Origin of the sequence: uncultured Oscillibacter sp., from assembly GCF_950073225.1 — a bacterium.
Taxonomy (GTDB): Bacteria; Bacillota; Clostridia; order Oscillospirales; family Oscillospiraceae; genus Oscillibacter.
In genome coordinates this window covers 38161-61881 of sequence record NZ_CATMPS010000013.1, presented here as the reverse complement: position 1 = coordinate 61881, position 23721 = coordinate 38161, and the positions used below count along the sequence as shown (strand labels likewise).

The 23721-nt window shown below is 57.0% G+C and carries 27 protein-coding genes, 5 tRNA genes and 2 pseudogenes; 18 read left to right on the top strand and 16 right to left on the bottom strand.

All coding sequences use genetic code 11. The features are described 5' to 3' along the window. Positions 1-57: 57 nt before the first annotated feature. Positions 58-861 carry a helix-turn-helix domain-containing protein gene (locus Q1M04_RS08505; RefSeq protein ID WP_300447262.1) on the bottom strand — a complete coding sequence of 268 codons (804 nt, stop codon included), beginning with the start codon at positions 859-861 and terminating at the stop codon, positions 58-60. Between the two features lie 230 nt (positions 862-1091). Here Q1M04_RS08505 and Q1M04_RS08500 point away from each other — a divergent pair, with 230 nt between their 5' ends. The 4 genes from Q1M04_RS08500 to Q1M04_RS08485 are packed head-to-tail and all read left to right on the top strand — an operon-like array spanning position 1092 to position 4909. After that, positions 1092-1961: a ParB N-terminal domain-containing protein gene (locus Q1M04_RS08500; RefSeq protein ID WP_300447259.1), complete on the top strand. Its 870-nt coding sequence runs from the start codon at positions 1092-1094 to the stop codon at positions 1959-1961. Between the two features lie 5 nt (positions 1962-1966). Further along, positions 1967-2914 carry a MobV family relaxase gene (gene mobV, locus Q1M04_RS08495; protein ID WP_300447256.1) on the top strand — a complete coding sequence of 316 codons (948 nt, stop codon included), beginning with the start codon at positions 1967-1969 and terminating at the stop codon, positions 2912-2914. Positions 2915-2918: 4 nt separating this feature from the next. Then, positions 2919-3182 carry a hypothetical protein gene (locus Q1M04_RS08490; RefSeq protein WP_300447253.1) on the top strand — a complete coding sequence of 88 codons (264 nt, stop codon included), beginning with the start codon at positions 2919-2921 and terminating at the stop codon, positions 3180-3182. A gap of 29 nt (positions 3183-3211) precedes the next feature. Beyond that, positions 3212-4909 carry a recombinase family protein gene (locus Q1M04_RS08485; RefSeq protein ID WP_300447291.1) on the top strand — a complete coding sequence of 566 codons (1698 nt, stop codon included), beginning with the start codon at positions 3212-3214 and terminating at the stop codon, positions 4907-4909. 146 nt (positions 4910-5055) lie between these two features. On the opposite strand, the gene Q1M04_RS08480 is transcribed toward Q1M04_RS08485, so the two are convergent. The 4 genes from Q1M04_RS08480 to Q1M04_RS08465 all read right to left on the bottom strand — a co-directional run bounded on the left by Q1M04_RS08480 (position 5056) and on the right by Q1M04_RS08465 (position 8039). Next, the gene (locus Q1M04_RS08480) at positions 5056-6261 is read right to left on the bottom strand and encodes a tyrosine-type recombinase/integrase (RefSeq protein ID WP_300347034.1); all 1206 of its coding nucleotides are present in this window, start codon (positions 6259-6261) and stop codon (positions 5056-5058) included. A gap of 4 nt (positions 6262-6265) precedes the next feature. Next, a complete protein-coding gene (locus Q1M04_RS08475; protein WP_297301467.1) occupies positions 6266-6478 on the bottom strand; it encodes a hypothetical protein in 213 nt (70 codons plus the stop codon). Between the two features lie 13 nt (positions 6479-6491). After that, positions 6492-6755: a type II toxin-antitoxin system RelE/ParE family toxin gene (locus Q1M04_RS08470; RefSeq protein WP_300347037.1), complete on the bottom strand. Its 264-nt coding sequence runs from the start codon at positions 6753-6755 to the stop codon at positions 6492-6494. A 657-nt stretch (positions 6756-7412) separates the two neighbouring features. Then, a complete protein-coding gene (locus Q1M04_RS08465) occupies positions 7413-8039 on the bottom strand; it encodes a helix-turn-helix domain-containing protein (RefSeq protein ID WP_300347040.1) in 627 nt (208 codons plus the stop codon). Positions 8040-8180: 141 nt separating this feature from the next. Between Q1M04_RS08465 and Q1M04_RS08460 the strand changes: the two genes are divergently transcribed. The 10 genes from Q1M04_RS08460 (at position 8181) to Q1M04_RS08415 (ending at position 13860) form a co-directional block, all read left to right on the top strand. Next, entirely contained in the window at positions 8181-8381 is a 201-nt protein-coding gene (locus Q1M04_RS08460; RefSeq protein ID WP_300347043.1) for a helix-turn-helix transcriptional regulator, read from the top strand. A gap of 4 nt (positions 8382-8385) precedes the next feature. After that, the gene (locus Q1M04_RS08455; protein WP_300347046.1) at positions 8386-8640 is read left to right on the top strand and encodes a helix-turn-helix domain-containing protein; all 255 of its coding nucleotides are present in this window, start codon (positions 8386-8388) and stop codon (positions 8638-8640) included. After that, positions 8633-10072, top strand: a complete 1440-nt coding sequence (locus tag Q1M04_RS08450; RefSeq protein ID WP_300347049.1) for a phage/plasmid primase, P4 family — start codon at positions 8633-8635, stop codon at positions 10070-10072. The genes Q1M04_RS08455 and Q1M04_RS08450 overlap by 8 nt, the downstream gene beginning before the upstream one ends. A gap of 251 nt (positions 10073-10323) precedes the next feature. Beyond that, complete coding sequence (locus Q1M04_RS08445; RefSeq protein WP_300347052.1) at positions 10324-10503, top strand: hypothetical protein; 180 nt, start codon at positions 10324-10326, stop codon at positions 10501-10503. Then, a complete protein-coding gene (locus Q1M04_RS08440) occupies positions 10500-10787 on the top strand; it encodes a hypothetical protein (RefSeq protein WP_300347055.1) in 288 nt (95 codons plus the stop codon). Before Q1M04_RS08445 ends, Q1M04_RS08440 begins: the two co-directional genes overlap by 4 nt. Next, the gene (locus tag Q1M04_RS08435) at positions 10784-11077 is read left to right on the top strand and encodes a hypothetical protein (RefSeq protein WP_300347058.1); all 294 of its coding nucleotides are present in this window, start codon (positions 10784-10786) and stop codon (positions 11075-11077) included. The genes Q1M04_RS08440 and Q1M04_RS08435 overlap by 4 nt, the downstream gene beginning before the upstream one ends. Then, entirely contained in the window at positions 11074-11544 is a 471-nt protein-coding gene (locus Q1M04_RS08430; RefSeq protein WP_300347062.1) for a hypothetical protein, read from the top strand. The genes Q1M04_RS08435 and Q1M04_RS08430 overlap by 4 nt, the downstream gene beginning before the upstream one ends. Beyond that, positions 11432-12772 carry a hypothetical protein gene (locus Q1M04_RS08425; RefSeq protein ID WP_300347065.1) on the top strand — a complete coding sequence of 447 codons (1341 nt, stop codon included), beginning with the start codon at positions 11432-11434 and terminating at the stop codon, positions 12770-12772. The genes Q1M04_RS08430 and Q1M04_RS08425 overlap by 113 nt, the downstream gene beginning before the upstream one ends. A 22-nt stretch (positions 12773-12794) precedes the next feature. Continuing rightward, on the top strand, positions 12795-13142 hold the full coding sequence (locus Q1M04_RS08420; RefSeq protein ID WP_300347068.1) for a hypothetical protein: 348 nt from the start codon (positions 12795-12797) through the stop codon (positions 13140-13142). 181 nt (positions 13143-13323) lie between these two features. Further along, on the top strand, positions 13324-13860 hold the full coding sequence (locus tag Q1M04_RS08415) for a hypothetical protein (protein ID WP_300347074.1): 537 nt from the start codon (positions 13324-13326) through the stop codon (positions 13858-13860). Positions 13861-14633: 773 nt separating this feature from the next. On the opposite strand, the gene Q1M04_RS08410 is transcribed toward Q1M04_RS08415, so the two are convergent. The 6 genes from Q1M04_RS08410 to Q1M04_RS08385 form a co-directional block, all read right to left on the bottom strand. After that, positions 14634-14709 (bottom strand) — tRNA-Lys (locus Q1M04_RS08410). A gap of 316 nt (positions 14710-15025) precedes the next feature. Next, positions 15026-15100: transfer RNA gene (locus Q1M04_RS08405), tRNA-Gln, on the bottom strand. Positions 15101-15157: 57 nt separating this feature from the next. Continuing rightward, a tRNA-His gene (locus Q1M04_RS08400) sits at positions 15158-15234 on the bottom strand. Positions 15235-15278: 44 nt separating this feature from the next. Further along, positions 15279-15355: transfer RNA gene (locus tag Q1M04_RS08395), tRNA-Arg, on the bottom strand. A 10-nt stretch (positions 15356-15365) separates the two neighbouring features. Then, positions 15366-15440, bottom strand: a tRNA-Gly gene (locus Q1M04_RS08390). Between the two features lie 123 nt (positions 15441-15563). Beyond that, positions 15564-16181 carry a gamma-glutamyl-gamma-aminobutyrate hydrolase family protein gene (locus Q1M04_RS08385; RefSeq protein ID WP_293281032.1) on the bottom strand — a complete coding sequence of 206 codons (618 nt, stop codon included), beginning with the start codon at positions 16179-16181 and terminating at the stop codon, positions 15564-15566. A 189-nt stretch (positions 16182-16370) separates the two neighbouring features. Here Q1M04_RS08385 and Q1M04_RS08380 point away from each other — a divergent pair, with 189 nt between their 5' ends. Continuing rightward, positions 16371-16961 carry a DUF4352 domain-containing protein gene (locus Q1M04_RS08380; protein WP_300347079.1) on the top strand — a complete coding sequence of 197 codons (591 nt, stop codon included), beginning with the start codon at positions 16371-16373 and terminating at the stop codon, positions 16959-16961. A 43-nt stretch (positions 16962-17004) separates the two neighbouring features. Here the strand turns inward: Q1M04_RS08380 and Q1M04_RS08375 are convergent, their stop codons facing one another. Continuing rightward, positions 17005-17751 carry a TraX family protein gene (locus Q1M04_RS08375; protein ID WP_300347082.1) on the bottom strand — a complete coding sequence of 249 codons (747 nt, stop codon included), beginning with the start codon at positions 17749-17751 and terminating at the stop codon, positions 17005-17007. Positions 17752-17945: 194 nt separating this feature from the next. Here Q1M04_RS08375 and Q1M04_RS08370 point away from each other — a divergent pair, with 194 nt between their 5' ends. Further along, complete coding sequence (locus Q1M04_RS08370) at positions 17946-18407, top strand: C-GCAxxG-C-C family protein (protein ID WP_300347084.1); 462 nt, start codon at positions 17946-17948, stop codon at positions 18405-18407. Continuing rightward, positions 18404-19735: a sodium-dependent transporter gene (locus tag Q1M04_RS08365; protein ID WP_300347087.1), complete on the top strand. Its 1332-nt coding sequence runs from the start codon at positions 18404-18406 to the stop codon at positions 19733-19735. The genes Q1M04_RS08370 and Q1M04_RS08365 overlap by 4 nt, the downstream gene beginning before the upstream one ends. A gap of 186 nt (positions 19736-19921) precedes the next feature. Here the strand turns inward: Q1M04_RS08365 and Q1M04_RS08360 are convergent. From Q1M04_RS08360 to Q1M04_RS08345, 4 genes and pseudogenes are all read right to left on the bottom strand, one after another. Beyond that, positions 19922-20281: pseudogene (locus tag Q1M04_RS08360) on the bottom strand (transposase); the annotation flags it as partial. An 80-nt stretch (positions 20282-20361) separates the two neighbouring features. After that, a pseudogene (locus Q1M04_RS08355) lies at positions 20362-20891 on the bottom strand (transposase). Positions 20892-20962: 71 nt separating this feature from the next. Next, complete coding sequence (locus Q1M04_RS08350; protein ID WP_300447238.1) at positions 20963-21265, bottom strand: transposase; 303 nt, start codon at positions 21263-21265, stop codon at positions 20963-20965. Continuing rightward, positions 21262-21762 (bottom strand): IS5 family transposase, encoded by a 501-nt coding sequence (locus tag Q1M04_RS08345; protein ID WP_300447234.1) that lies wholly within the window; start codon positions 21760-21762, stop codon positions 21262-21264. Before Q1M04_RS08345 ends, Q1M04_RS08350 begins: the two co-directional genes overlap by 4 nt. A gap of 146 nt (positions 21763-21908) precedes the next feature. Between Q1M04_RS08345 and Q1M04_RS08340 the strand changes: the two genes are divergently transcribed. After that, positions 21909-23624: an S-layer homology domain-containing protein gene (locus tag Q1M04_RS08340; RefSeq protein ID WP_297998622.1), complete on the top strand. Its 1716-nt coding sequence runs from the start codon at positions 21909-21911 to the stop codon at positions 23622-23624. Positions 23625-23721 lie beyond the last annotated feature (97 nt).

The window sequence follows — 23721 nt, the reverse complement described above, 5'->3', positions numbered from 1 at the left end:
CAACGGGCCGATAATCGGGCCCGCGAGCCACCCGTCTGGGCGCGAATGTAAAGCCACTTACTGGCCGCTTGTATCATTCGCCTTGGGCAGATTTTCAAAAAGCGAAACCAGCCCGCGCCGGAACTCTGCCAACTTCTCCGGGTCAGTTCCATCGTCCACTGTATGTAAAATGGCATCCGTGATTTGTTCGGGCGAGATGGAGACTAGAGGTGCCGTTTGGTCCTTTGACAATTCTGTCATCATACGCTCAACAACTTCTTTTGTTACTGCCTTTGCGGGTTCTAAATCTGAGCCAATCTCACGCTTCATTTCTCGCAGCATGGCCGTAAACGTGTTCTGGATCTTTGTCAGTTCTACTTGATGAGGCGGGACTTTAGAGAGGTTGACAGCTTGGGCTGCTTCTCGCTGTCCTGCTCCTACCAGCAGTTCGCTCATGGACGCAAAAATCTGGTTCTGCACAGCCACCCCAGCAGCAAAAGTATCGTCCAGATACTGTGCAATCATAGCAGTCAGCGTGGCGAATCGTGGATGCTCCAGCAAGCGGTTGACCACATCCGTATCGACCCTCTGCGTGTAAAGGTTCCGTACCGACTGTGCTGAGAGGCCCAACTCGCTTATATCATAGTTTTTGCGCTCCGGGATACTGGTCAGGCCCAGCAGAAAGTCAGTGGAGACGTTGAACTCTCGCGCCAGCGCCACCAGCACATCACTGTTGATCTTCTGCGTCTGGCCCTTCTCTATGCGGCCCAGTGTAGTGGCGTTGATGCCGATTTTAGCCGCTAACTCATCCAGAGTCATATCCTCACGTTCACGAAGCCCGGTAATGCGGCGTCCCGTGGTATCCGATAACATATTCGCCATATATCCACCCCTTTCTGCTTATCTTACCATATATTTGCTCGATTGAATGTCGAATATTGTAAAATAACATCATAATTTGGGGTCAGCCAGGAAACTGCATTTTTGCAGGATTTCCTGGCTGATTTGCTTTTTCGGGCATTTATGCAGGAATTAAAGGCTATAGACGATTTTCCGGTATATTGAAATACGCAAATAACATTTGCCAAATCAATTTAGGAGGTATCAAATCATTGCGTATTCCAATCAGTGAAATCAAAATCAACCCCGGACGGCGGAAGGCCGACCCAACCCATGTCGACGAACTGTCTAAAAGCATAGCCGACGTGGGCCTGCTCAATCCAATCACAGTTGACAGCAACCACACCCTGATTGCCGGGCTACACCGGCTGGAAGCGGCGAAGCTGCTGGATTGGGCTGAAATCGAATGTACTGTATGCAGTATTGACAGCATCTGGGCGGAACTGGCGGAGATCGACGAGAATGTGATCCGCAGAAGTCTGACCAACACAGAAGTGAGCAGTCTGCTTGCCCGCCGGAAGAAACTCTATGAAACTCTGCATCCAGAGACGATTGCCCGGAACCGCCCTGGCCATGTGAGCAATCACCAAAGTTCGCGCGACAATGTGTCGTGCGAACCCAAAGTGAAATCTTTTGTGGAAGATACCGCTGAAAAGCTGGGTGTTTCGACCAGGACTGTTGAGCGCCACTTGTATCTGGCCGAACATCTGACACCGAAAGCCAGTGAGATTCTCAAAAAAATGGATAAGCAGCCTCCCCGGAGTGAGCTGATGAAGCTGGCCCGCTTGGAACCGGACCGTCAGGCTGAGTGCGCCGCGCAGTTCCTGTCCAGCGAGATCAAATCGGTGAACACATATTTGAAGCAGGGAGAACCGGAAACCGCCGGGGCTGATACTCCCTCATCCTTTGACAGCTTTATGGAAAGTTCAAGTCTGATTCTTAATGAATTTGAGCGGCTTTCCTCGCTTTTAGCGGCCAGTCCTGACTTTACTGACGAACAGACGGAAACCGCCCGAATTCAAGCCAATAAGCTGCGTGAAGCGGCGGATAGGCTTACGGCACAGCTTGAGGGTAGGCGGTGAGCGCGATGCAGAAGCCGCAGTATGCCATTCTCCGCTTTGCCAAGTACAAGGGACCGGAAATCGGGCAAATTGAGGCCCATAACGAGCGAAAAAAGGAGAAATACGCCAGTAATCCCGATGTGGATGTTAGTCGCAGTCATCTCAATTACCATCTTGTCCAGCCAGAGCGGAAATACCGTGCCGAGGCTGAGAAACAGATTGCCGAGGCCGGATGCCGTACTCGAAAGGACAGCGTTCGGGTGGTCGAGGCCCTGGTGACGGCCAGCCCAGAGTTTTTCAAAGGGAAGAAAAGGGCTGAAATTCGGACATTCTTTGAAGAAGCGGTTCGTTTTATTACGAAACATCAGGATAAAAGTACGATTATCTCCGCCGTGGTTCATATGGACGAGAAAACGCCTCATATGCACCTATCCTTTGTCCCGCTGACATCGGACAAGCGGTTGAGTGCCAAGGATATTGTCGGAAACAAGAAGAAACTGACATGGTGGCAGGATAGTTTTTGGAAACACATGGTCAGGAAGTATCCTGATCTGGAGCGGGGCGAAAGTGCCAGCGAAACTGGCAGGACACACATTCCGCCCCGTCTGTTCAAGGAGGCGGCACATCTCAACCGCCAGCGGGATATGCTGATGAAGTTGCTGGGGGAGGTCAATCCTCTCAACGCCAAGAAGAAAAGTGCTGAGATTGAGGCCCTGCTGGAGCAGTACATCCCCGGCGTAGAGCGGATGCAGACGCAGATGCGGAAGTATGATGCCGCCTATAAAGCGCTCCAGGCTGAGAACACTGGATTGAAAAAGCAAGTCAATTCCAGCAAGGAGAGCATCAAACGCCAGTTGGAGGTGTCGCAGCAGCTTCAAGAACTGGAGGAACTGCGCCGGACAGTGGATCATATCCCGCCGGAAATTCTGCAAGCATACCAAAATGGACGCCAAACAAAACAAATTGAGAGGTAATTGAATGATAATTGATTTTGACGAATATTTCAAGAACTTTGTGTATGAGCCCATCGACCTTTGTGCTATCTATGAGCCGATGTTTGAACCGCCTGCCGATTTTATTGCGGAACGGCATAGAGAGCATGAGCCGCAGAATCCCTTCTCCTGCACAGTAACACGTAAGATCGGGAATACCTGGTACAGCATTGAGACGGAGTGCGCCGGGAGTGAACCGCTTCACGGTCTAATAAGGCGGATGATTTTTTCGGGACAAGAGGCAATTTGATGTCGACAAACCGGAAAAGTTATGTTAACATGAAGCCATGCACTACGGTACTGTCGGCTGACCCACATAAGAAAGGAGAAAATAACGTGGATCAGCAGAAAATTACCATTTTATACTGCCGTTTAAGCAACGAAGATACCCTTGACGGCGAGTCGAATTCAATAGCCAATCAAAGAAATATCTTAACTCGCTTCGCGGCAGAACGGGGATTCACTAACACCCGTATTCTGGTGGATGACGGGTACACCGGGACGAACTTCAATCGTCCTGGTATACAGGAAGGGCTTTCTCTGGTGGAGCAAGGCTTAGTTGGCACCTGGATCGTCAAAGACATGAGCAGATTTGGCAGAGATTATCTGCAAGTGGGGCGTTATACGGAAATCGTTTTTCCAAGCTACGATGTGCGTTTCATAGCCGTGAATGACGCGGTTGACAGCGCCACGGGAGATAACGATTTCACCGTGATCAGGAATGTTTTTAACGATTTTTATGCCAAAGATACGAGTAAAAAGGTTCGTTCTGTCATAAAAGCCAAAGGGATCAGCGGCAAACACCTGGGCAAACCGCCCTACGGCTACCGCTCTGACCCGCAGGACAAAGATCACTGGATTCTGGACGAAGAAGCTGCTCCTGTGGTCAAGCGCATCTTTGATATGACCATTGCTGGAATCGGCCCGTGCCGGATTGCTCGAATCCTCGAAGATGACCAAGTGCCAACGGTCAAGACCCTCTATGCTATGCGTAAGGGTAAGCCCGCGCCGGAGCGTCCCTGTCACTGGCATGAGCAGTCTGTGGTTGGTATCCTGGAACGGATGGAGTACACTGGTTGTGTCTGCAACTTCAAGACCTATTCCAAGTCCTATAAGCTCAAAAAGCGCATTCCCAACGTCAAAGAGGATATGTTCATCCTGCCCGGTACACAGGAGGCCATTGTTTCGCAGGAACAGTGGGACCGGGTACAGGAGCTGCGGAAGAACAAGCGCCGCATCACCAAGGGGGAGCGGCAAGGACTGTTTTCGGGACTTCTGTTCTGTGCCGACTGCGGAAGTAAGCTCAACTTCGCCACTTGTAAAAGGTTTGAGGGCAAGCAGGACCGCTACGTCTGCGCCAAATACAGAAGCGGGCGCGGGGCCTGTTCGGGGCATATTATCCGGGAGGAAGTGCTCCGGGATGTGGTGCTGGAGCGTATCCGGGCTGTGACGGAGATGATCCGCTCCGATGTAGAGGGTTTCCAAGAGGACTGGCTCCAATGTCGCAGAGAGGACCAGGAGAAGTCCATCCGGGAGGACAAGCGGCGTCTGGCCCAGGCCAAGAAGCGTCTGGCGGATATTGATGTGCTGATGACCCGTATCTATGAGGACATGGTGCTGGGTAATTTGAGCCAGGAACGCTACCAGAAGATGTCCGAAGGCTATGAGGCGGAACAGTCCAATCTTAACAATGAGATTATCGGTCTTGAGGATTGGGTGGAAACCCGCGAGGAAATGGACAACAGCTTTGACCAGTTCGCCGCTTTGGTGGAGAAGTATGTGGATATCCCGGAACTGACACCGACTATTGTGAACGAGTTTATCAAAAAGATCATCGTCTATGCGCCGGAGAAGCAGGGAACCAAGCGGATTCAGAAGGTCAGAATCATCTTTAACTTTCTGGATGAGTTGGATACACCGGAAATCGGTGAGCCCGTCATCACAGAAACCACCTATGGACGCGGAAAGACGGCGTGATCGTGCGATCACGCCGCCCTCTGCGGCAATAGTTCCCTATCACCCTTTACCCTTGCGGTTCAAGGGTTTTCCTTGGTGACCCGGCGGGGATTCGAACCCCGGACCCACTGCTTAAAAGGCACAGACATAGCCACTGATACCAAGAGTTACACGGTTTTTTGACTTGCATCCGACTTGCACGGCATTTCTTTCCCGCCCGGCTGGCCGGACAAATAGGCGTCCAGCTTGTCAACGGACTTCCGCTTGTGGATGGCGTCCAGGTGCGTATAAATCCGCAGCGTGGTGCTCACGTCGGCGTGGCCCATCTGAGCGCACGCCTGAACCACATCCACCCCGGCCAGATACAGCAGCGTGCAGAAGGTGTGCCGGAGCCAGTGCATGGTGATGTTCGGGATCGTCCTGTCCAGCCGCTTGGGCCCCGGCCTGCCGGACTTCCGCCGCTCCAGGTCCGCCGGGGTCCTGGTCCCGTATTTCTCGTTCAGAAGCCGCATATAGGAGCCCCAGAGCTTTTTCCAGGCTGAGTCCGTCATAACGCCGCCGTGGGCGCTGGGAATCACCAGCAGATTGTCCCGGGGCAGCTCCGCCATGTAGTCCGCCAGCCGCTGGGGAATATCCACCGTCCGCACGCCGGCGGCGGTCTTGGTGACGTGCCGGAGGCTGGGGACGCCGCTGGAATCGTACTCCATCACCTTGTTGACGGTGATGGTCCGGGCCTCCAGGTCCACGTCCGCCCAGGTCAGCGCCGCCAGCTCTCCCCGCCGGAGCCCGGACAGCATCATAATCACCGCCACGCTCTGGGCCCGGTGGGGTGTGTCCCAAATCCATTGCTGTTCCTCAGCGGTCAGCGCCCGGCGGTGCTCTTCCTTGCGGCCCACCGCCGTCAGCTCCACCTGTTCCGCCGGATTGGCGGGGATAACCCGGCCCACGGCGCGACGCAGGATTTGCCGGATTGCAGAGCGGTACAGGCTCACGGTGCGCTGGGAAAGCCCCTGATCCGCCAGAGTGAGCAGCACCCGCTCAATATCGTCCGCCCGGACCTGACCGATTTCGTAACCCTGGAGCTCCTCCTTCCAGAGCTTCACGGCCCGCCGGTAGTTGTCCATCTGCCGGCAGGTGATGTGTTCCCGCTCCTTCAGCCGCAGCCAGTCGTCCGCCCAGGCGGCGAAGCTGTCCCGCTGGGCAAGAACGTCCAGCCCCCGGCCAAGCTGGAGGCGGACGGCGGTTTCCTTTTCCTTCAGCTCCGCCGGGGACTTGGCGTAGACGCTTTTGTATTGCCGTTTCCCGTTCTCGTCCCGGCCCAGGTATATCTGAGCGCAATAACGCCCGTCCGCTCGTTTTTTGGCCTTTGCCATGTGCTCAGTCCCAATTGATGGCGTTTTCGGCCACGTACTCCCCGGCTTCCAATTCACGGGCGGCGAGCTCCATAGCGGCGTGCTCCGCGGGCGTGGCCTTCGTGTAATCAGGGTCCCAGGCCAGGACCAGCTTTTTCACCAGCTCCAGGGCAAGCGCTTGGTCCGCTTCCGGCAGGATATTGACCATCTGTGCGATTTGCTGTGCGATTGGCGCCATACTTAAGCCCTCCTTACTTCTTGTAGATGTCTCCCCGGCTTCCTATATCCATGATATACAGGATTTCCAGCTGACTTTCCATCCCATATCTGTAAACGATTCTATATTTCCCCACACGGAGCCGGAAGCGCCCGTCATGGTACCCCTGCATAGCCTTGATATCACCCAGGGGCGGCTTTTGTGTCAGCCCGTGGATTCCGGCCCGTATGCGGGCTTTGGTAGGCCGGTCCAGGCTCTCCAACGCCTTTACGGTGGATTTCGCATATCTGACTTCCATTGAGACGGTTCCTTTCCTGCCCTGGGCCTCCGGCCTGGGGCTTTTTGTTCGCCGGATTTGGCGTGCAATCTCCTCAATTTTGAGGAGACCCCAATTTTGGGGGCAGTAGATCGGCTCAAAATTGAGCTCATTTGACAGGGTTATCAAACGAGCGCCATTTTTGACGGGCGTTGCGACTTCCTGCAACGGGCTAGAATCTCAGCTGGTTATTTCAGAAATTTCTGAAATAACTCATTTGACAGGGTTATCAAGCGAGCTCAAAATTGATCTCTCTTTTCAGCCGGTCCAAAATTGGACCCATTAGGGAGCTGCAAATTTTCCGCCCCTTCGTCCGGAAAACGGACGAACCCTTAACCGGGGAAGGGTATGCTTATTTTCAAGCAAACCATCAAAACAATTTGGCGAAAATAGCCAAATTGTTTTTTGTATGATGGGGTATGGAAAATACCCCACCCTTGAGGACGGGATTTGGTTCCGAAGGAGCTGTGGATTCGCGGCCCCTTTATGGGTGCCTCAAATTTGAGGCAGGGGCCGGGGTGGTGAAACGCCACCCAAGAACCCTAACTCTAAATTAGGCTTAGGGCGTCATTTCAACTGACACCCTTCTATTTGCCCTTCTCCGGCCCCTCTGGCGCGTCCTGGGCGGCGGGGGTATCCTTACCCTCTGGCGGTGCTGGGGGGCGGCTCTGGGGGCGTTTGTGGGGACTCTGCGGGTGGTGGGAAGACCATTTCTTCGGGGGCGCAGGGGCCAAAGGCTTCCTGCATCAACTTTAGCTCCAAAGTTTTTGCAGCAATCTTCAAGCCATTCTGCGCACAGCTTAGCAACTCGTTCAAATCATCCTTTGAAATTTCAGAACCGCCATTTTCATATGTGAAGAAATAGTTCCCTCCGGTTTTCATAATGTCGTATCCCATAGAGTTTAGGAGAATTTTTAATGCCGATTCTTCGTCAGTCAAGGGGTCTAGTGGGGCTAAATGTGGTTTGATGGCATTTATAAAATTTTCATCGTCTTTGGCTTCTTGTCTAAGGGCTTCCTCAAATCGTCGGGCAACGTAGTCCCTCCACGCTTTGTCTCGGCCTTCTAGTGTACGTCCGTTCATCAGCCAATTGACATCTACGTCCAGGGCAGAGGCTATGCGCTGGAGTTGTTCAATTCGTGGCTGACGCTTCCCGAGTTCATACTGTTGTATTGTGCCTGTTGCGGTTCCAGACCTTTCAGCAAGCTCCCGTTGCGTAAGTCCGGTGTTCTTTCGGGCTTCTTTTATACGCTGTCCTATGGTCATTTGCATCCCCCCGCAATCACTATACCATACCTAAGCAGAAAAAGCAATCAATCGAATATAAAAATTCCAGTTAGCCCATTGACACAATCGTCTGAGTGTGCTATAGTAAAAATACAATCGAACGAAGGCGGTGAAAATCAAATGAAAGTTGACCGTAGAAAATTGGAGCTGGCAATGGCGCGGGCCTGTATGGAAAGCAGGGACCTTCCCGCCGCTGCCGGTCTCCCCCGGCCCACGGTGCAAAACGCCGTTGTTGGGAAAGGCGTCCGGCCCGCAACCCTGGGGCGCATCGCAAAAGCCCTGAACGTGGACCCGGCGGAGCTATTGGAGGAGGGAGGTTAGACCTGTGTACACACCGAGACGAACTAACAAGCCCCGCCGGGTGATCTACTCCGTTGACGAATTGCCCGCATACTGCGACTGTTGTGACGTGGGGCTGTATCTCCGGGTGAACCCCGAGGCCGTGGCCCGCATGGCCCGGGAGGGCGTCCTCCGGGGGGCCAAGATCGGGCAAAGCTGGCGGTTCCGCAAGGAGGACATTCTTGACTACGAACGGCGGCTGTTCGGCCTGGGAGGGGAGGGGCAGTCCTGCAATGGATGATCTGTCCTTTCTGTACGAAAACGGGATGTCCTCCGAGGAGGTCACACGCCTACAGGGGCAGGGCCTCACGCTGGCGGAGATTGCCGCAAGTGCCCGCCGTTTGGTCGACAGCGGACGGCCCCTGACAGAGCCCCAGGAGGCGGTCAAGGAGATCCTGCCTGAGTTCTTCGACGAGAAGGGACGCTTCCTACATAATGTCCTGGGGGACTACCTGACCGAGACCTACGGTTGCTGCAAGATAAATGGAAGCGTCCATATCTACGACGGCGGCGTCTACCGCCCCGGAGAGGACGCGCTGCACGGCGCAATGGTGGACTTGCTGCCCAGCTTGACCGACGCCAAGAGGCGGGAGACGTTCAAGTACATAAAGGTGTGCCACCGTACGCCGATCAAGGAGCTGTCCCCGCCAAACCTGATCCCCTTCCGGCATCGGGTGTACGACCTGAAAACCGGGGAGTTCCTGGACTACTCCAAGGACCTGGTTTTCCTGAACCGGTTTCCCTGGGACTACGACCCGGCGGCCCCGGAGTGCCCCGCCGTCACCGACACGCTGAATGCCATTGCCAACGGGGACGGCGAAGTGGTCAAGCTCCTGCTGGAATCCTTTGGGAACTGTTTCCACCTGCTGAATAGTTACCGGGGTGCTGTGGCGCTGTACGGGCCCTCCGGCAGCAACGGCAAATCTACCTTGCTGAATATGCTGCGGCAGCTGGTAGGGGCTGAAAACGCCTCCTTCCTGAGCCTCCAAGATACGGCGGAGCGCTTCCGCCTGATGGAGGTTTACGGCAAGGCCGTCAACATCGGAGACGACATCAGCGGCGCGTATCTGCCGGACAGCTCCCTGTTCAAGAAGTTGGTGACAGGGGAAACCGTCCTCGGGGAGAAGAAGGGCCAGGACCCGGTATCCTTCCGATCTTACGCGAAGTTCTTCTTTGCTCTGAACGAGCTGCCGCCGGTCAGCGACAAGAGCAGCGCCTTTTTCAGCCGGATATTGCTAGTGCCCATGACCGCCGACTTTTCCTCCACCAGGAGCCGTGACCCTGGTTTGAAGGACAAGCAGTGGTCCTCGGAGGAAATGACCTATTTGACCCGGCTTGCGATGGAGGGTCTGGAGCGGCTGAGAGCGCACGGGGACTTTACCCGGCCTCTGTGTGTGCAACAGGCTATGTCGGAGTATGAGATCGAATGTAACCCTGTGCTGGGCTTTCTGCTGGAGTACGGAGACGTTGTCGGTGAGCCGACGGAGAAAGTTTATAACGACTTCCGTGTCTGGTGTGAGGACAACGGACACCGCAACATCACTACCCGTATTCGCTTTACCAAGGAAGTCTGTCGTCAGGCGGGCGTCAGTAATGATTCAATCCGGCATCCCTATTTCGGGGAGAGAGGAAAATGCAGTACTGGTCAGTGCTTTGTTCCTAAGCCGTCATGAGTGTCAGGCATTGAAAAAAGAACTCCTGACACTTCAAACCATTGCGGCGCAACGATTACACGTTATCTGTCAGGAGGTCAGGAGTTTTTATTAAAGTTTGTAGATTTTATAAGCGGCATACATAAAACACAATATATGCGAGTTTGCAAAAAACTCCTGACCTCCTGACAATGGTCTCAATCCATTGCAGGGCAAGGCTTTGACCTGTCAGGAGTTGTGTCAAAAGTCATGACAAGAAAAGGAGAATTACCATGAACGAGAAAAATTTGGGGCTGCTGGAGAGGATCAAGGACACCCTGAGCGAGATTCAGGGCTTGCGGGAAGCCCTGGACGATCTGCTGGACAACCCCGACGTGACCCTGGAGAACCTGGGGCGACTGCGGGACACCCTGAGCGAGATTCAGGGCTTGAAGGAGGACCTGGACGAATGAGTTTTTACAAGACCTGCCCCCATTGCGGGGCGCACCTGGACCCCGGGGAGAGCTGCGACTGCACGATATCCCAGGTCTGCACCGAGGCAAGAGCTGTTTTCCCGGAGCTCTTCACGGGCCGGACTGACCGGGAGATCGTGAGCGAGATTGCCGGAATTGTCCGGCGGGCAGAAGTGAAAGAGGCCCCCGCCGATGCTGCGAACACTGGCGAGGGCGGGGCGGAACAGAATTTGACCACTGTTTCCACCTCCAGTATAATCGAAGATGGGAGGCCTGTCAAGTGAGTGATAAACAAAGGATTGTAAGCGGGCTATTAGAATTACAGCGGACCGATCATGACGGATATCTAGCTATGGCTGCTATCATTCCCGCCATGATGGGGGTTGAAGATATACCCGTGCCGGAAGGGAACAGCCGCGGCGCTTTCAAGAGGGCCATTCGGAGAATACGAGCGGTGCAAGCTGGCATGGAAAAGGACCACCCCGAGTGCGTTCCCGGCCTGAAGAAAGCGGCGGCATTGATTCGCCGGGAGTGGCTGTATAGAGAAGATAGAGTGAAGGAGGCCGGGCCGTGAGTGGAAGATCATCGCAGAGAAAGGGCCGCGCCGCCGAGCTGGAGCTTGTCCGCCTTCTTCGGGCCCAAGGGATACCAGCGGAGCCGGGGAAGCCGGTTTCTTTCGGAGAAACGCCGGACATAACCGGGATTCGCGGTATCCATGCGGAGATCAAGCGCCGGGAGAACGTCAACCTGTCGGCGGCGCTGGCCCAGGCGGCGGCGGATTCTGTGAAGTTCGGGGACGGGCTTCCCGTTGTCTTCCATCGGCGCAACCGGGAGACCTGGAGGGCGACTATGGCGCTGGAGGATTGGCTGGCATTGTATGAGGCGGCGGACCGGAAAAATCAAGAAAATGTGGGAAAGGAAGTAGCGAATGACGGAACGGCAAAAACGGGTCTTGGCGGCGCTGTTGACCTCTCCGAGCAAGGCGGCAGCGGCGGAGGCAGCGGGCGTCACCGTCAGGACCGTACAAAACTATTTGAGTGACCCGGCCTTTCGAGAGGAATATCAAAGTGCCCTGGAAGACGTGGTGATGGATGCGGCAAAACAGGCGAAGCAATCTCTTTCCCCGGCCCTCTCCACGCTGCGCGAGATCACCGAGGACCGTGGAGAGGACGCACAGGCCCGTATAGGCGCGGCCCGCGCTATTCTCACCAGCGGGCTAAAGCTGATCGAAACGGCGGATATTCTGACCCGGCTAGGCATCAACACAGATGAATTTAATAACCAGCTGTCCCAGGTCCCCGGAACGGCGGATAAGCTTCACTTCGCGCTTGATACCTTGCAAAATGAAGGGCTTGCGGGCGTATACAACGCATGGGTTGAGAATAACGAGGCTCTTGTAAAAAACAAAGACGCATCGTTTGAGTTTAAGGAATCTCTCGCAGAGCTCGGGGAAGAAATGCAGCCATTAATGACGACCGTCACAGAACTTGCAGGGTCATTCCTAGATTGGTTTAACGACCTTTCCGACGGCCAACAGGGGGCCATTGTGGCCCTGATTGGTATTGTGGCGGCAATAAGCCCTGTAGCAAGTGCAATTTCGTCAGTTTCTGGAGCTGTAGGAGCGGTTACAAAAAATTTGGATGCGGTAAAAACCGCGGCATCTGGCGTTTTTAGTCTGTTTACAAGCAACCCTATGCTTCTTGCGATTGGGGCAATCAGTGCGGCTCTGCTTTTGCTAATCCTAAATTGGGATAAGGTCAAAGAGACTGTGGAGAACGTCATTGACGCGGTGATCGGGTTTATTGAAAAAGGTATTGATGCTGTCAAGCGGTTCTTCTCTGCCCTGAGTAACGGAAAAGACAAAACAGGCGGGCCAAGCAAAAGCCCATCTCCTGTAAGCCCACGATCTCCCCGCCCCCGCGCCCGCATGGCAGCATTTGCAGACAACGAAACCGACGGCAACAACGGCGAAGGGGCCAGCATCACGGCGGGAACCTTCTCCCGCGCGGCAACTGTCCGGGCCCTGGAGAGCGCAATTCCAAATGTGGAGGCACGCATGGCCCTGGCAACGGCGAACATGGCCCCGGCGGCGGGGTACTCCGCGCCGCCTATGGCCCATTCCGGCGGCGGCGCGGATCATCGCCAGCCCGTGCAACAGCCGACCCAGCAGACTATCACGATCAATTTCACTGGAGACTTGGCCCAGCTTGGACGGGTGCTAAAACCCGTTATAGACATTGAGAACCGGCGAATTGGGCCCGGAGTTTAAATAAAAATAGGAGGCAATTTTAATGAAGTATTTTATCATCGTCAACGGTGAAACCTGTACGCTACCTGCCCGGACACTGGAAATGGATGAGCGGATCGACACGATTCGGGGCCTTGACCGGATGGTCAAGGCCGGCGAAATCACCCGTAGGGAGGCCCGGCAAGAACAATACAGCTTTGTCAAGGACTGCATTGCAGAACCCATGCCGCCTTTTGAACAAATGGATATGGGAGACTTGGATCTCAACGTCTCCGAGATCATCGCCGCATACCAGCGCCCCGCCACTCAGGCCAAACTTGAAGCGGCGTTGTCCATGCTAAAACATATTGTAAGCCGTCCGGATGTTCAAAAAATGCTTTCAAGGACGTAAGAAACGGCGTTTTTCCACACAAGAAATTATCATAGAAGGAGATCGAAAACCATGAGCAAGTATGCACAATATGCCCAAAAACTGGATACGGCCTTTAAGGCCGCGCGAGAGAAGTACATGGAAGTCTATGACGCCGTAAAAGCGGCGGAAAAACGGGTTGAAGACGCCAAAAACGAGAAGGATGAATATTTCCGGGGAGACGCACATCCACCGGGCCGAATGTGCGACGGCCCTTCGCAAAGCTGAAATTGTCTTTGAGCGCACAGCAGAGGGGATTTGGCCCGCCTTTGATGAAGTCCGGGACGAACTGACGGCAAAGCTGCGGGCGGAGATCCAGGCGGACACCATCGCCGCCCCGGAGGACATTGACCCCAACGGCATGACCTTGCTGCAATCCGGTATCCTGCGGGTCGATGAACTGGAAGCCCTTGCGGAACGGTATGCCGAAAATTATACAATGCTGCGGATTCTGGGCCAGCATGCCAAAGCCGCCGCTGACAAAGCGGAGGACACAGAGGCCCGGTGGCGGCTGGTGAATATCAGCCGGGCAGCGGACAGAGACCCGGGCGTTGTTCTCCAGACCTGGGACGGTCTGTTGGAGGCTTGCCGGGTTTGTTCCGGGCGCAGACTTGGAGAGAAGAATGGAGACCCGAGCTTTGTTGCCTCCATCTCCAAGACGTGGGAGCGGCTGACCGAGGCAACGATTGAATCCTTTTGACCAACGGACAAAGAGCGAACAAAGAGAAGTCCCCCATTTCGGGGAGCAAACAAAGAACCGGGGACCACTCCCCGGTTCTTGCCTTCTGCGAAAAATCGTGGTATTCTGACAGCAGGAAAGAATCATCTTTCAGCGCTGCCAGTAACGGCGGACGGTTGGCCCCTTGACAGGGGGCACCTTCTTGCCCCCTGATCTTTGGAAAGGGGGCTGCCCTATGGTTACATACAGTGAGCTTTTCGCTTACTCCCTGGTTATCATCGGTATTTGCGGTCTGTTCATTCAGGCGTACAAAAAGAAGTAACCGCCCCTGTGCCCACAGTCCGGCGGTTACTTCTGTAACTTAGGCTAGGGCCAACCGTGTCTACCGGCAGCGCCCTTTCTATGCTTATTATAGGCCGTGTCGGCCCTTCTGTCAAGCCTCTGACTTCTTGTCAGGGGCTTTTTTCATTTTCCGGGCAATGCTGTCCCGCTGGGCCTGTGTCTCTACCGCTCTACCAACGAATACCGGCAAAGTCTCTCCCGCCGCCGGGGGAAGGTCCTCAAGCTCCGCCCAGGAACCAGGGCCGAAAATTTGGCGGTGTACTGCCGGGTCTGTAAGACGGAATCGGTTGTGGATATTCTTACTTAGGCGAACGGCGGTGACTTGCATCTTGACTTGCACGCATCAAAAAAACATCGGTTTTTGGGGCCATTTTGGAGCGCGTTTTCCAAGAGCACGCAAAAAGAAAACCCCCTGTAACCATTGCGCCGCAATGACTACAAGGGATTTTCCCTGGTGACCCGGCGGGGATTCGAACCCCGGACCCACTGCTTAAAAGGCAGTTGCTCTGCCGACTGAGCTACCGGGTCGTCGTCGGAAGAAATTCCGCTCTGCTCCGTCCCCGCCCTGCGGGGCGAGGACTGCGCCCGCTCCATTCCTTCCTCTTCTCCCCACAAAATCTATCGATTTTGCGGGGGCCCCCATTTTTGCGGGGGTGAACGCCGCGCACGATTTCGCTGCGCTTACCTTTGCCCTGCTCCCCTCGTCTCTCGTCCCCCGTCCCCCCGCAGGGGTGGGGGTTGCTCAAGGGGGAGCCCGCTCCCCCTTGAAGGAGCGAAGAAATTTCCCGTCCGGCGCAGTTTTCGCCGCCAGGCGGAAACGGAGCGGTAAGGGGAATTTCTGAGCTGGCAGGGACGGCTGGACTCGAACCAGCGCATGAGGGAGTCAAAGTCCCTTGCCTTACCGCTTGGCTACGTCCCCATGCAGGAAGGAAATAAGCACGGGGACCGGGGAAAAGCCCCGATCCCCTGCTTCTTGTGGGGTGGGAGATGGGACTCGAACCCACGACACCCGGAACCACAATCCGGTGCTCTAACCAACTGAGCTACACCCACCACATATCAACCATCTGAAAACCGCTGGACGAAGGGGAAGAGCTTGGCACGCCAGAAGGGACTCGAACCCCTGGCCTACTGCTTAGAAGGCAGTTGCTCTATCCGGCTGAGCTACTGGCGCGAATTTTGGATGGAGCAGGTGACGAGAATCGAACTCGCATCCCCAGCTTGGAAGGCTGGTGCCCTGACCATTGTGCTACACCTGCTTAAGTCTTGGCCGCGAGGTTTCGGCCCTCCCTGGAAATCGTCAGCTTGGATATCATACCATGAAAGCCCCCGGCTGTCAAGCGGTCTTGGACGGTTTTCCCGCGAATTTCGGAAATTTTTTCTCAGCGGCCCAAATTTAAGAAGGCCTCCATCAGCCGCCGCCCCGGAACCGGGTCCCCCAGGCGCTCCGGGTGCCACTGGACCGCCCACACCGGCAGGCGCTCATGGCGCAGGGCCTCCACCACGCCGTCCTCCGCCCACTGGACGGCCCGCAGGCCGCTGCCCAGCCGGTCCGCCGCCTGGTGGTGGGCGCTGTTCACCGTCAGCCCCTCCCCCCAGAGAGCAAGCCCGGGGGCGTTCCGCACGCCGTGGAGCCGGTCGCCTCCCTCCCAGGCCCCGTGTCCGGGAATGTCCTGGGCCAGGGTTCCGCCGAAAAAGACGTTGATGGTTTGGAGCCCCCGGCAGACCCCCAGCACCGGCTTCCCCGCGGCGGTAAACTCCTGGAGCAGCCGAAGCTCCGCCTCGTCCCGCTCCGGCTCCAGCCCCCGGGAGGCAGTATTCTCCCGCCCGTACCGCCAGGGCTCCAGGTCCCCGCCGCCGGGGAGGAGCAGCGCGTCCCACCGGATTCCCCGGCCCCCGGCGTCCTTCCCGAACACCGCCCGGCCCCCGGCGGACTCCACCCAGCGCCGGTAATTGGCGAACCGCTCCGGGGTCCCCCAGATATACACCGTCTGCCTCATCCTCATCCCTCCCAGGCCGTCTCCCTCCAGCCTATGCGGCGGACAATTTCTATGTTACGGATATTGACTTGAATGGCGGTCCGTAGTATCATTCCCTTAGGCCGGGAGGCGTTTGGCTTCCATGCAAACCGCGCGGAATCCCGCCTCCGGCAAAGAGAACCAAGACTACAGAATGGGGGATATCCTGCGATGAAAAAACTGCTTTCTCTGACCCTAGCGTTGCTGCTGCTTTTCACTCTGGCCGCCTGCGGCGGTTCCGATTCCGGCGGCGGCTCCGATTCCAGCGGCGGCTCCAGCAGCGCCGGAAGCGGCGAGGTTCAGGCTGAGGACGGTTACGCCGAGGCCCGCACCGGCGACCTGGTACATTCCTATTTCATGGACTTTACCGTAAACAGCGCCTACACCACCGGCGACTACCATGGTCACACAGCCCCGGAGGGTATGAAGGTGCTGGTAGTAAATATGAGCATTAAAAATACCTTCAACGAAAGCCTGCCCATGTACGACGACGATTTTCAGGGCCAGTGGACCGCCAGCTCCGAGACGGACGAATTCGCCTGGCCCATCACTGAGGCCGAGGACGGAAGCGACCTGGAAGTGGTGTCGGAAGAGCAGCTTCCCGCCGAGTACGAGCTGGCGGTAAACGAAACCCGCACCGGCGACCTGGTCTTCGACGTGCCCGCGGACGAGAAGGACTTCTCCATCTCCCACCTGGAGCTCTTCGACGACGACAGCGAAGGGGACACCTTCTTCGTGTTTTTCACCGCCGAGGAGCGGTAAGCGCAGTTTTTAAAGCGGAGCGGCAGAGCCGCTCCGCTTTATGTTATCCCAGGCCCCGGGCCAGCAGGAACAGCAGGCAGGTGTGGGCGGGATAGTAGACATAAAAGAACCATTTCCAGCCCCGGCCCCTCTCCCCGTTGTAACGGAGCATCAGCGGCAGCGCCAGAACCATCATCCACTGGACGGGGAACACGCCGTACAGCGCCTCGGCGCTGAATTGGTAGATGCAGAAAACCAGGTACACGGCGGCCAGGGCCTCCCGGCGGTCCCGGAGGAAGTACATGGCCAGCCCCAAGGCGATGAACTCGAAGCCGAACTCGTTTACCGCCAGGTTCGGGACCACTCCGGTGAGAACGTCCCCGCTGAAATTCCGGGTGAAGGGCAGCAGGAACGGGAGAAGCCCGTAAAGAACCTGGACCAGGGCAACGGCCCCCAGCAGCAGCCCGCCCCGCTTGCGGTCCCGCTGGTACAGCTCCACCGCGCTGATGAGAACTCCCGTCAGAAACAGCGACAGGAAAATGTTGTGGTTTCCATAGCCCCCCTCCGGGAGGAACCGGGTATTCAGGAACAGGCCCAGAGCCGTCATGAAAAGGCTCAGCAAATAGAGCCGCAGAAGGTACCTCTTCCGGCTCCGGGTATGGCCATAGCCCTGGACCATGCAGAAGAGAAACAGGGGATAGGCCCCCCGGCCCAGCCAGCGCAGCCACGCCGGGGCCGCCGGAATGTACAGCCCGATGTGGTCCAGGGTCATGAGAACCACCGCCGTCAGCTTCAGGGAAAACGTCGTCATCGTCTCAGCTCCTTATTCAAAAAGGTACGGGCAAAAGGCCCGCTGAGAACAAAACGGGAAAACGGGGCCGGATTCTTCAAAATAAGCCCGGAATTTTCCTGGTTGCTATTTCCATCCAGGCTTGTTATAATGCCCTCATAAGTACAGGCCCTTCGGGCCAAAGCAGATGAATTTGACAGAGAGGAGACATTTTTATGGATCGCTGCGCGATGGCGTATCAATATCACAAGGAGGGCTGGAACTGCGCCCAGTCCGTGGCGGCGGCCTGCGCCGGTTTGGCGGGCCGGACGCCGGAGGAGGTCCTGCCCCTCCTGGGCGGCTTCGGCGGCGGCCTGGGCGGCAGCCACGAGGAGGTCTGCGGCGCCGTCAGCGGCGGCGCGCTGATTTTGAGCCTCTGCTTCCCCTTTGACAAGCAGGGGGACCAGGAGGCCAAGCGGAACATCTACCGCGTCACCAAGGAGTACCGCCGCCGCTTTTTCGAGGTCTTCGGCCACACCCGCTGCGGGGACCTCCTCCGGGCCAAGCCCGGCGTAACGGACAAAAATCCCGCTTCCCAGCGCCTGGGCGTCACCGCCCACTGCGACAACATGATCGTCACGGCGGTGGAGCTGCTGGAGGCCCTGGTCCAGGAGGAACGGGAAGGGGGCACGGCATGAGCCACGATCACAAGAAGCGCCAGTTCAGCAGCCAGTGGGGCTTTGTCCTCTCGGCGGTGGGCTCCGCCGTGGGTATGGCCAACGTGTGGGGCTTCCCCGCCAAGATGGGCAGCAACGGCGGCGGGGCCTTCCTCATCGCCTACCTGATCTTCATCGCCCTCTTCGGCACCGTGGGCCTGGCGGCGGAGTACGCCGTGGGCCGCCGGGCCCGGACGGGCACCCTGGGGGCCTATGAAATGGCCTGGGGCACCCGGAAGAAGGAGCTGGGCAGGGCCGGGGGCCTTTTGGGCTGGCTGCCCCTGGCGGGGTCCATGTGTATCGCCCTGGGCTACGCGGTTATCATCTCCTACGTGCTGAAGGCTTTCGCCGGTTCCATCACCGGGGAGCTGATGACAGCGGACACTGCCGCCTGGTTTGAGAGCTTCTCCCTGGCGGACTACTCCGTCATTCCCTTCCACGCCATCGTGGTGGTGGGCACGCTGCTGACGCTTCTGCTGGGGGCCAAGAGCATCGAAAAGAGCAACAAAGTCATGATGCCCCTGTTTTTCCTGATCTTTCTCATTCTGGCGGTGCGGGTGGCCTTCCTCCCCGGCGCGGCGGAGGGCTACCGCTATATGTTCTCCCCCCGGTGGGAGGAGCTGCTGGACCCCATGGTGTGGATCTGGGCCATGGGACAGGCCTTCTTCTCCCTGTCCATCACCGGAAGCGGCATGATCGTCTACGGGGCCTATCTGGATACGGCGGAGGACGTGGCGAAGCTGGCGAAACGGACGGCCCTCTTCGACACCATCGCCGCCCTGGTGGCCGCCCTGGTGATGATCCCCGCCTGTTTTGCCTACGGGCTGGATATCGGGGCGGGGCCCTCCCTGCTCTTTGTCACCCTGCCCCGGATTTTGCAGGACATCCCCCTGGGGCGGCTGTTCGCGGTGATTTTGTATGTGGCCATGATCTTCGCCGGGGTCAGCTCCCTCCAGAACATGTTCGAGGCGGTGGGGGAATCCCTGCTCCACAAATTCCCCAAGCTCAGCCGGAAGGCCATGCTGGTCCTGCTGTGCGTGGTGTGCCTGGGAATCGGCCTGCACATGGAGCCCATCTTCAAGTGGGGCCCCTGGATGGACATTGTGTCCATCTATATCATCCCCATCGGGGCCACCCTGGGGGCGGTGAGCTGGTTCTGGATCATGCGCCGGGAGGATTTGATGGACGAAGTGGACAAGGGCGCGGAGAAGGCCCCCGGCGCCTGGTGGTATCACGTCGGGCGGTATGTCTATGTGCCCTGCGCCGTTATCCTGTGCCTGGTGGCGCTGTGCATGAAGGTGGCGTTCTAAACAAGCTATAGAAAAGCGGCCTGTTTGGAGAATATCCAGACAGGCCGCAAAGATATTGAAGGATAAAAGATAAAGGCAGTTGTGGAGGTGGGAACGGGAAGAGCGCTTTCTGGCTTTCCAACTCGCCAGCTTTTTGAGGTTCATGGCAGCAAATTTAAGCCTCACCCAGTTGGCTACCCGGGCCAGACCACGGTAAAACGTGTAGCGCATGGCGTGTTTTTCTTTTGCGTCGGCAAAAACCCGTTCAACGGTTTCCTTGCGCCTGGCATAGAGTCCTTTGTATTCTGGGGTGTACCTGGCATCGCCGGCCAGCTCTTCACAGTCCTTCCGGATGTGCCGCAGGACGGTCTTTACGCAGTTTTCGGATTTGGTACATAAATGCCGGGTTGGGCACTGAGCGCAGATTTTCGGGTCGCTTGCGTATTCCCGGTAACCATCCCGGTTGGTGGTGCGGTAAGCCAGGGGCTGGTATTCCGGACAGATCACGCAGCCGTAGTATTCATCATAGACGTAAGCCCACCAGGGATGTCCGCCCTTTCGGGTCATGGGACGCTTGTAAGCAGTGGACAGCACCCGGCCATCATCAAACACTTTCCTGCAGATGTGCGGGGTCTTGTAGGTTCTGTTCACATAAGAGTGTCAATAATCAGAGCGAAGCAGACAGAGGAGAGAAAGACAACATCAAGTTATCATAGCGGGTGAAAACGCGGCGAAAGCGTTTGATACGCCGAAACAACCTCTCGACCTGATTGCGTTGCTTGTACAACTGCTCATCATAGCTCCAGGGATTTTTCCGGTTCTTCTTCGGTGGAACAACAGGCATATACCCAAGCGCCAGAGCCAGGGCTCTCGTTTCGTCACCTTCATAGATGCAGGTGGAATCCAGGCTCACCGCATTTACTTGGACCTGGATAATACCCAACTGCTGCAAATGCAGGAATACTGCTTGCAGAACTCCTTTTTTTGCCCAGCGGTTTACCCGGACATAGATTACATGCCAATCTCCGTATTCTTTGGGCAAGCTCCTCCATTTGCTCCCGTTTTCTACGATGTACAGCTCTGCGTTCAACACTTCCAGGCTGCTGATTTTTGCTGGCTTCCGCTGTTTGGGAAAGCAGTCTTTAAGGAAGCACTGATTAAAGCAAGTAAAAGCCAGGCAAACAGACGAAGGCAGTGGAAACGTCCAATAAAGGACCATATTGAGGGATGAATTCCTCGCTTTTCCAGTCACAGCCCGGTCGAAGGACGCAAAAACCTTAGGCGGGGCATAGGGAACCGGCCCGGCCTGCGGTTGATGCGGTATTCAATGGCAAAAAGCTGCGGATTGCTTTTGATTTCTTCCCGTTTCTCTATCCCAAGGCAGGCGCTGTCCCCGTAGACCGCCTTATCATCTTCCCGCAGAAGCCTTGCCGCTGCAGTGACGTCGTGGACATTGGCGGCGGTGGCCTCCACTGTGTGGACAAAGCCGCTCCCGGCATCCACGCCGGTGTGGCACTTCATACCAAAATGCCATTGGTTTCCCTTCTTCACCGAGTGCATCTCCGGATCCCGTTTTTCTCCGCGTTTTTTGTAGAGCTGGGTGCGCTGATCAGCGTGGCGTCTACGATGCTGCCGCCCCGCATCATCCGTCCAGCCCGTTCCAGGCAGCGGTTGATTGCGTCAAAAAACAGCTTGCCGATGCCCTTCTCCTCCAACAGATGCCGAAAATGCAGCAGGGTCGTGGCGTCCGGGACATCCTGCTCGAAAAAGTTGATCCCCATAAATTTGCGCATGGCATAGCTGTCATAAATTGCGTCCTCTACTCCTTCATCGGATAAGCTGAACCAGCATTGCAGCAGATACATCCGCAGCATGGTTTCTATCTCCATCGGCGGACGGCCGCGTTTCCCGGTTGGATAGTGGGGGACGACCAGCGATACCCATTCCTCCCATGGGATGATCTCGTCCATGATTTCCAGAAATTCTTCCCGTTTCGTTCTCTTTTTCCGGCATCTGCATTCCATAACGCTAAAACTTTCCTGTTTCATACCCAGCGCCCCTTTCCTTTATTTTATCACATCTTTTATCATTTCGGGGGATTAAATCAGCGTTTCCTTAACATTTGGGGCTTGACTTTGGCTGGCCTTTGGCGTATCATTGTATTATTGAACTAGTGAAATGGAGGGCGATTTTTATGAAACCTTGGAGCAATCTTCTTTGGCGGGCCGCGGGGCTGTGCCTCGCGGCGCTGCTGGTGGTCCCGGCCCTGGCGGCGGAGCCGCTGAGCGCCGGGCAGCGGCAGGAGGACCTGGACTTTCTCTATGAGACGGTCCTGGTGGAGCACCACCCGGACGCCTTCGCTAACACGCCGGAGGCGGAATTTTTAGAGGTGAAGGCAGAGATCGAGGAGCGGCTGGCGGCGGAGACGGATACGGAGTTTCTGCTGGACCTGATGCGCCTGACGGCCCTGGTGGGGGATTCCCACACCAGCGTATCCTTGGGAGGCCTGGCGGATTTCCGGGGCTATCCCTTCTCCCTGGTCCGGCGGGGGGAGAGCTGGTATCTCTCCGCCGCGGCCCTGGAGGACAAGGACCTGCTGTGCCAGGAGGTCACGCTTCTGGCGGGAAAGCCGGTGGAGGAGGTCATCGAGGCTTACGGAACCCTGTTTGCCTCCGACAACCCGGTGCACCTCCGCCGGTCCTTCCGGCAGGCCTGCAACGTGGCGGACATTTATGAATACCTGGGCCTTGTAGAGGCCGGGAAGCCCCTGACCGTCACGCTGAAAGGCGGGAAGGCCCTCAGCCTGGCGCCTGTCGGCATGGAGGAGATGAACAAGCTGGAGGTCGTGCGCATCTCCGACAAAATCAAGGGCCAGCCGGAGACGGCGGCGGCGGACGCCTACTACTTCGCCAAGCCTCTGACGGAAGACGCGTACTACATTCAGTACAACACCTGCCAGGAGGCGGAGGACCTTCCCATGGAGGACTTCGCCGCCCTGGTGGCAAAGGATTTGAAAGCGGGGGACTACAGCCGGGTTCTTCTGGATCTGCGGAACAACGGCGGCGGGTCCGACGGGGTGATCTGGCCCCTGTTTGAGGTCCTGCGGGAGTCCATGGACGGCGGGGCGAAGCTGGTGGGCCTCATCGGGGAGGCCACTTTCTCCTCCGCCCTCATCAACGCCGTGGAAATTCAGGAGATGGGCGGCGTGCTGGCCGGAGAGCCCGCCGGGGGCAGCGTCTGCCACTTCGGCGCGGTACAGACCTTCTCCCTGCCGAATTCCAAAGTCCGGGGCCAGCTCTCCAGCAAGTACCTGGATTTGAACACTCTGCTGGACGCGGCGGCGGGAAGGGGCGTGGTGGCCCTGGAGCCGGACGTTTTGGTGTACCAAACCCTGGAGGACACGCTGAAGGGCAAGGACACCCTGGCGGACTGGTGCCTTGCCGCCCCGGATCAGAAGCTGGTCCCCGCCGTCCACGACAACGCGCCCCTGACCCGGGGACGGTTCATCGGCCAGCTTTATGAGGCGGCGGGAAGCCCGGATGTGGAAATCGGGGAGGAGCTTCCTTTCAAAGACAGCTTCGGCATTGAATGGTACCTCCCTGCCATGGCCTGGGCCAAGGAGCAGGGCATCGCCAAGGGCGGCGCGGAGGGAACCTTCTCCGCCTCCAGGCCCCTGACCTGGAAAGAAGCCGCCGTATTCCTGGGCCGGACGGCGGAGGCGCTGGACCTGAAACCGGACCCGGCGGCAAAGCGGATGGGCCCCGTCCCGGCGGCGCTGGGCGGAAGCCAGGACGCGGTGACCCGGGCCTGGGACCTGGGGCTGCTTCCGGCGGACGCGGACTTCACCGGAGGGCTCACCCGGAGCCAGGGAGAGAAGCTGGCGGAGGCTCTGAAAGCCCTGACCGCTTGAGAACAGAGGCGGAAAACGGCCCAACCTGGACAGCCCCCAAAGAAAGAGGACCACGGGCAAAGCCCGTGGTCCTCTCTTGTTGAAAATTCTACCGACG

Excerpts from the sequence above, each read along its gene's own strand:
- Q1M04_RS08505 (WP_300447262.1), bottom strand. The coding sequence starts at position 861 with ATGGCGAATATGTTATCGGATACCACGGGACGCCGCATTACCGGGCTT.
- mobV (WP_300447256.1), top strand. The coding sequence starts at position 1,967 with ATGCAGAAGCCGCAGTATGCCATTCTCCGCTTTGCCAAGTACAAGGGA.
- Q1M04_RS08490 (WP_300447253.1), top strand. The coding sequence starts at position 2,919 with ATGATAATTGATTTTGACGAATATTTCAAGAACTTTGTGTATGAGCCC.
- Q1M04_RS08485 (WP_300447291.1), top strand. The coding sequence starts at position 3,212 with ATGAAGCCATGCACTACGGTACTGTCGGCTGACCCACATAAGAAAGGA.
- Q1M04_RS08480 (WP_300347034.1), bottom strand. The coding sequence starts at position 6,261 with ATGGCAAAGGCCAAAAAACGAGCGGACGGGCGTTATTGCGCTCAGATA.
- Q1M04_RS08475 (WP_297301467.1), bottom strand. The coding sequence starts at position 6,478 with ATGGCGCCAATCGCACAGCAAATCGCACAGATGGTCAATATCCTGCCG.
- Q1M04_RS08470 (WP_300347037.1), bottom strand. The coding sequence starts at position 6,755 with ATGGAAGTCAGATATGCGAAATCCACCGTAAAGGCGTTGGAGAGCCTG.
- Q1M04_RS08465 (WP_300347040.1), bottom strand. The coding sequence starts at position 8,039 with ATGACCATAGGACAGCGTATAAAAGAAGCCCGAAAGAACACCGGACTT.
- Q1M04_RS08460 (WP_300347043.1), top strand. The coding sequence starts at position 8,181 with ATGAAAGTTGACCGTAGAAAATTGGAGCTGGCAATGGCGCGGGCCTGT.
- Q1M04_RS08450 (WP_300347049.1), top strand. The coding sequence starts at position 8,633 with ATGGATGATCTGTCCTTTCTGTACGAAAACGGGATGTCCTCCGAGGAG.
- Q1M04_RS08445 (WP_300347052.1), top strand. The coding sequence starts at position 10,324 with ATGAACGAGAAAAATTTGGGGCTGCTGGAGAGGATCAAGGACACCCTG.
- Q1M04_RS08440 (WP_300347055.1), top strand. The coding sequence starts at position 10,500 with ATGAGTTTTTACAAGACCTGCCCCCATTGCGGGGCGCACCTGGACCCC.
- Q1M04_RS08425 (WP_300347065.1), top strand. The coding sequence starts at position 11,432 with ATGACGGAACGGCAAAAACGGGTCTTGGCGGCGCTGTTGACCTCTCCG.
- Q1M04_RS08420 (WP_300347068.1), top strand. The coding sequence starts at position 12,795 with ATGAAGTATTTTATCATCGTCAACGGTGAAACCTGTACGCTACCTGCC.
- Q1M04_RS08415 (WP_300347074.1), top strand. The coding sequence starts at position 13,324 with ATGAATATTTCCGGGGAGACGCACATCCACCGGGCCGAATGTGCGACG.
- Q1M04_RS08385 (WP_293281032.1), bottom strand. The coding sequence starts at position 16,181 with ATGAGGCAGACGGTGTATATCTGGGGGACCCCGGAGCGGTTCGCCAAT.
- Q1M04_RS08380 (WP_300347079.1), top strand. The coding sequence starts at position 16,371 with ATGAAAAAACTGCTTTCTCTGACCCTAGCGTTGCTGCTGCTTTTCACT.
- Q1M04_RS08375 (WP_300347082.1), bottom strand. The coding sequence starts at position 17,751 with ATGACGACGTTTTCCCTGAAGCTGACGGCGGTGGTTCTCATGACCCTG.
- Q1M04_RS08370 (WP_300347084.1), top strand. The coding sequence starts at position 17,946 with ATGGATCGCTGCGCGATGGCGTATCAATATCACAAGGAGGGCTGGAAC.
- Q1M04_RS08365 (WP_300347087.1), top strand. The coding sequence starts at position 18,404 with ATGAGCCACGATCACAAGAAGCGCCAGTTCAGCAGCCAGTGGGGCTTT.
- Q1M04_RS08345 (WP_300447234.1), bottom strand. The coding sequence starts at position 21,762 with ATGAAACAGGAAAGTTTTAGCGTTATGGAATGCAGATGCCGGAAAAAG.
- Q1M04_RS08340 (WP_297998622.1), top strand. The coding sequence starts at position 21,909 with ATGAAACCTTGGAGCAATCTTCTTTGGCGGGCCGCGGGGCTGTGCCTC.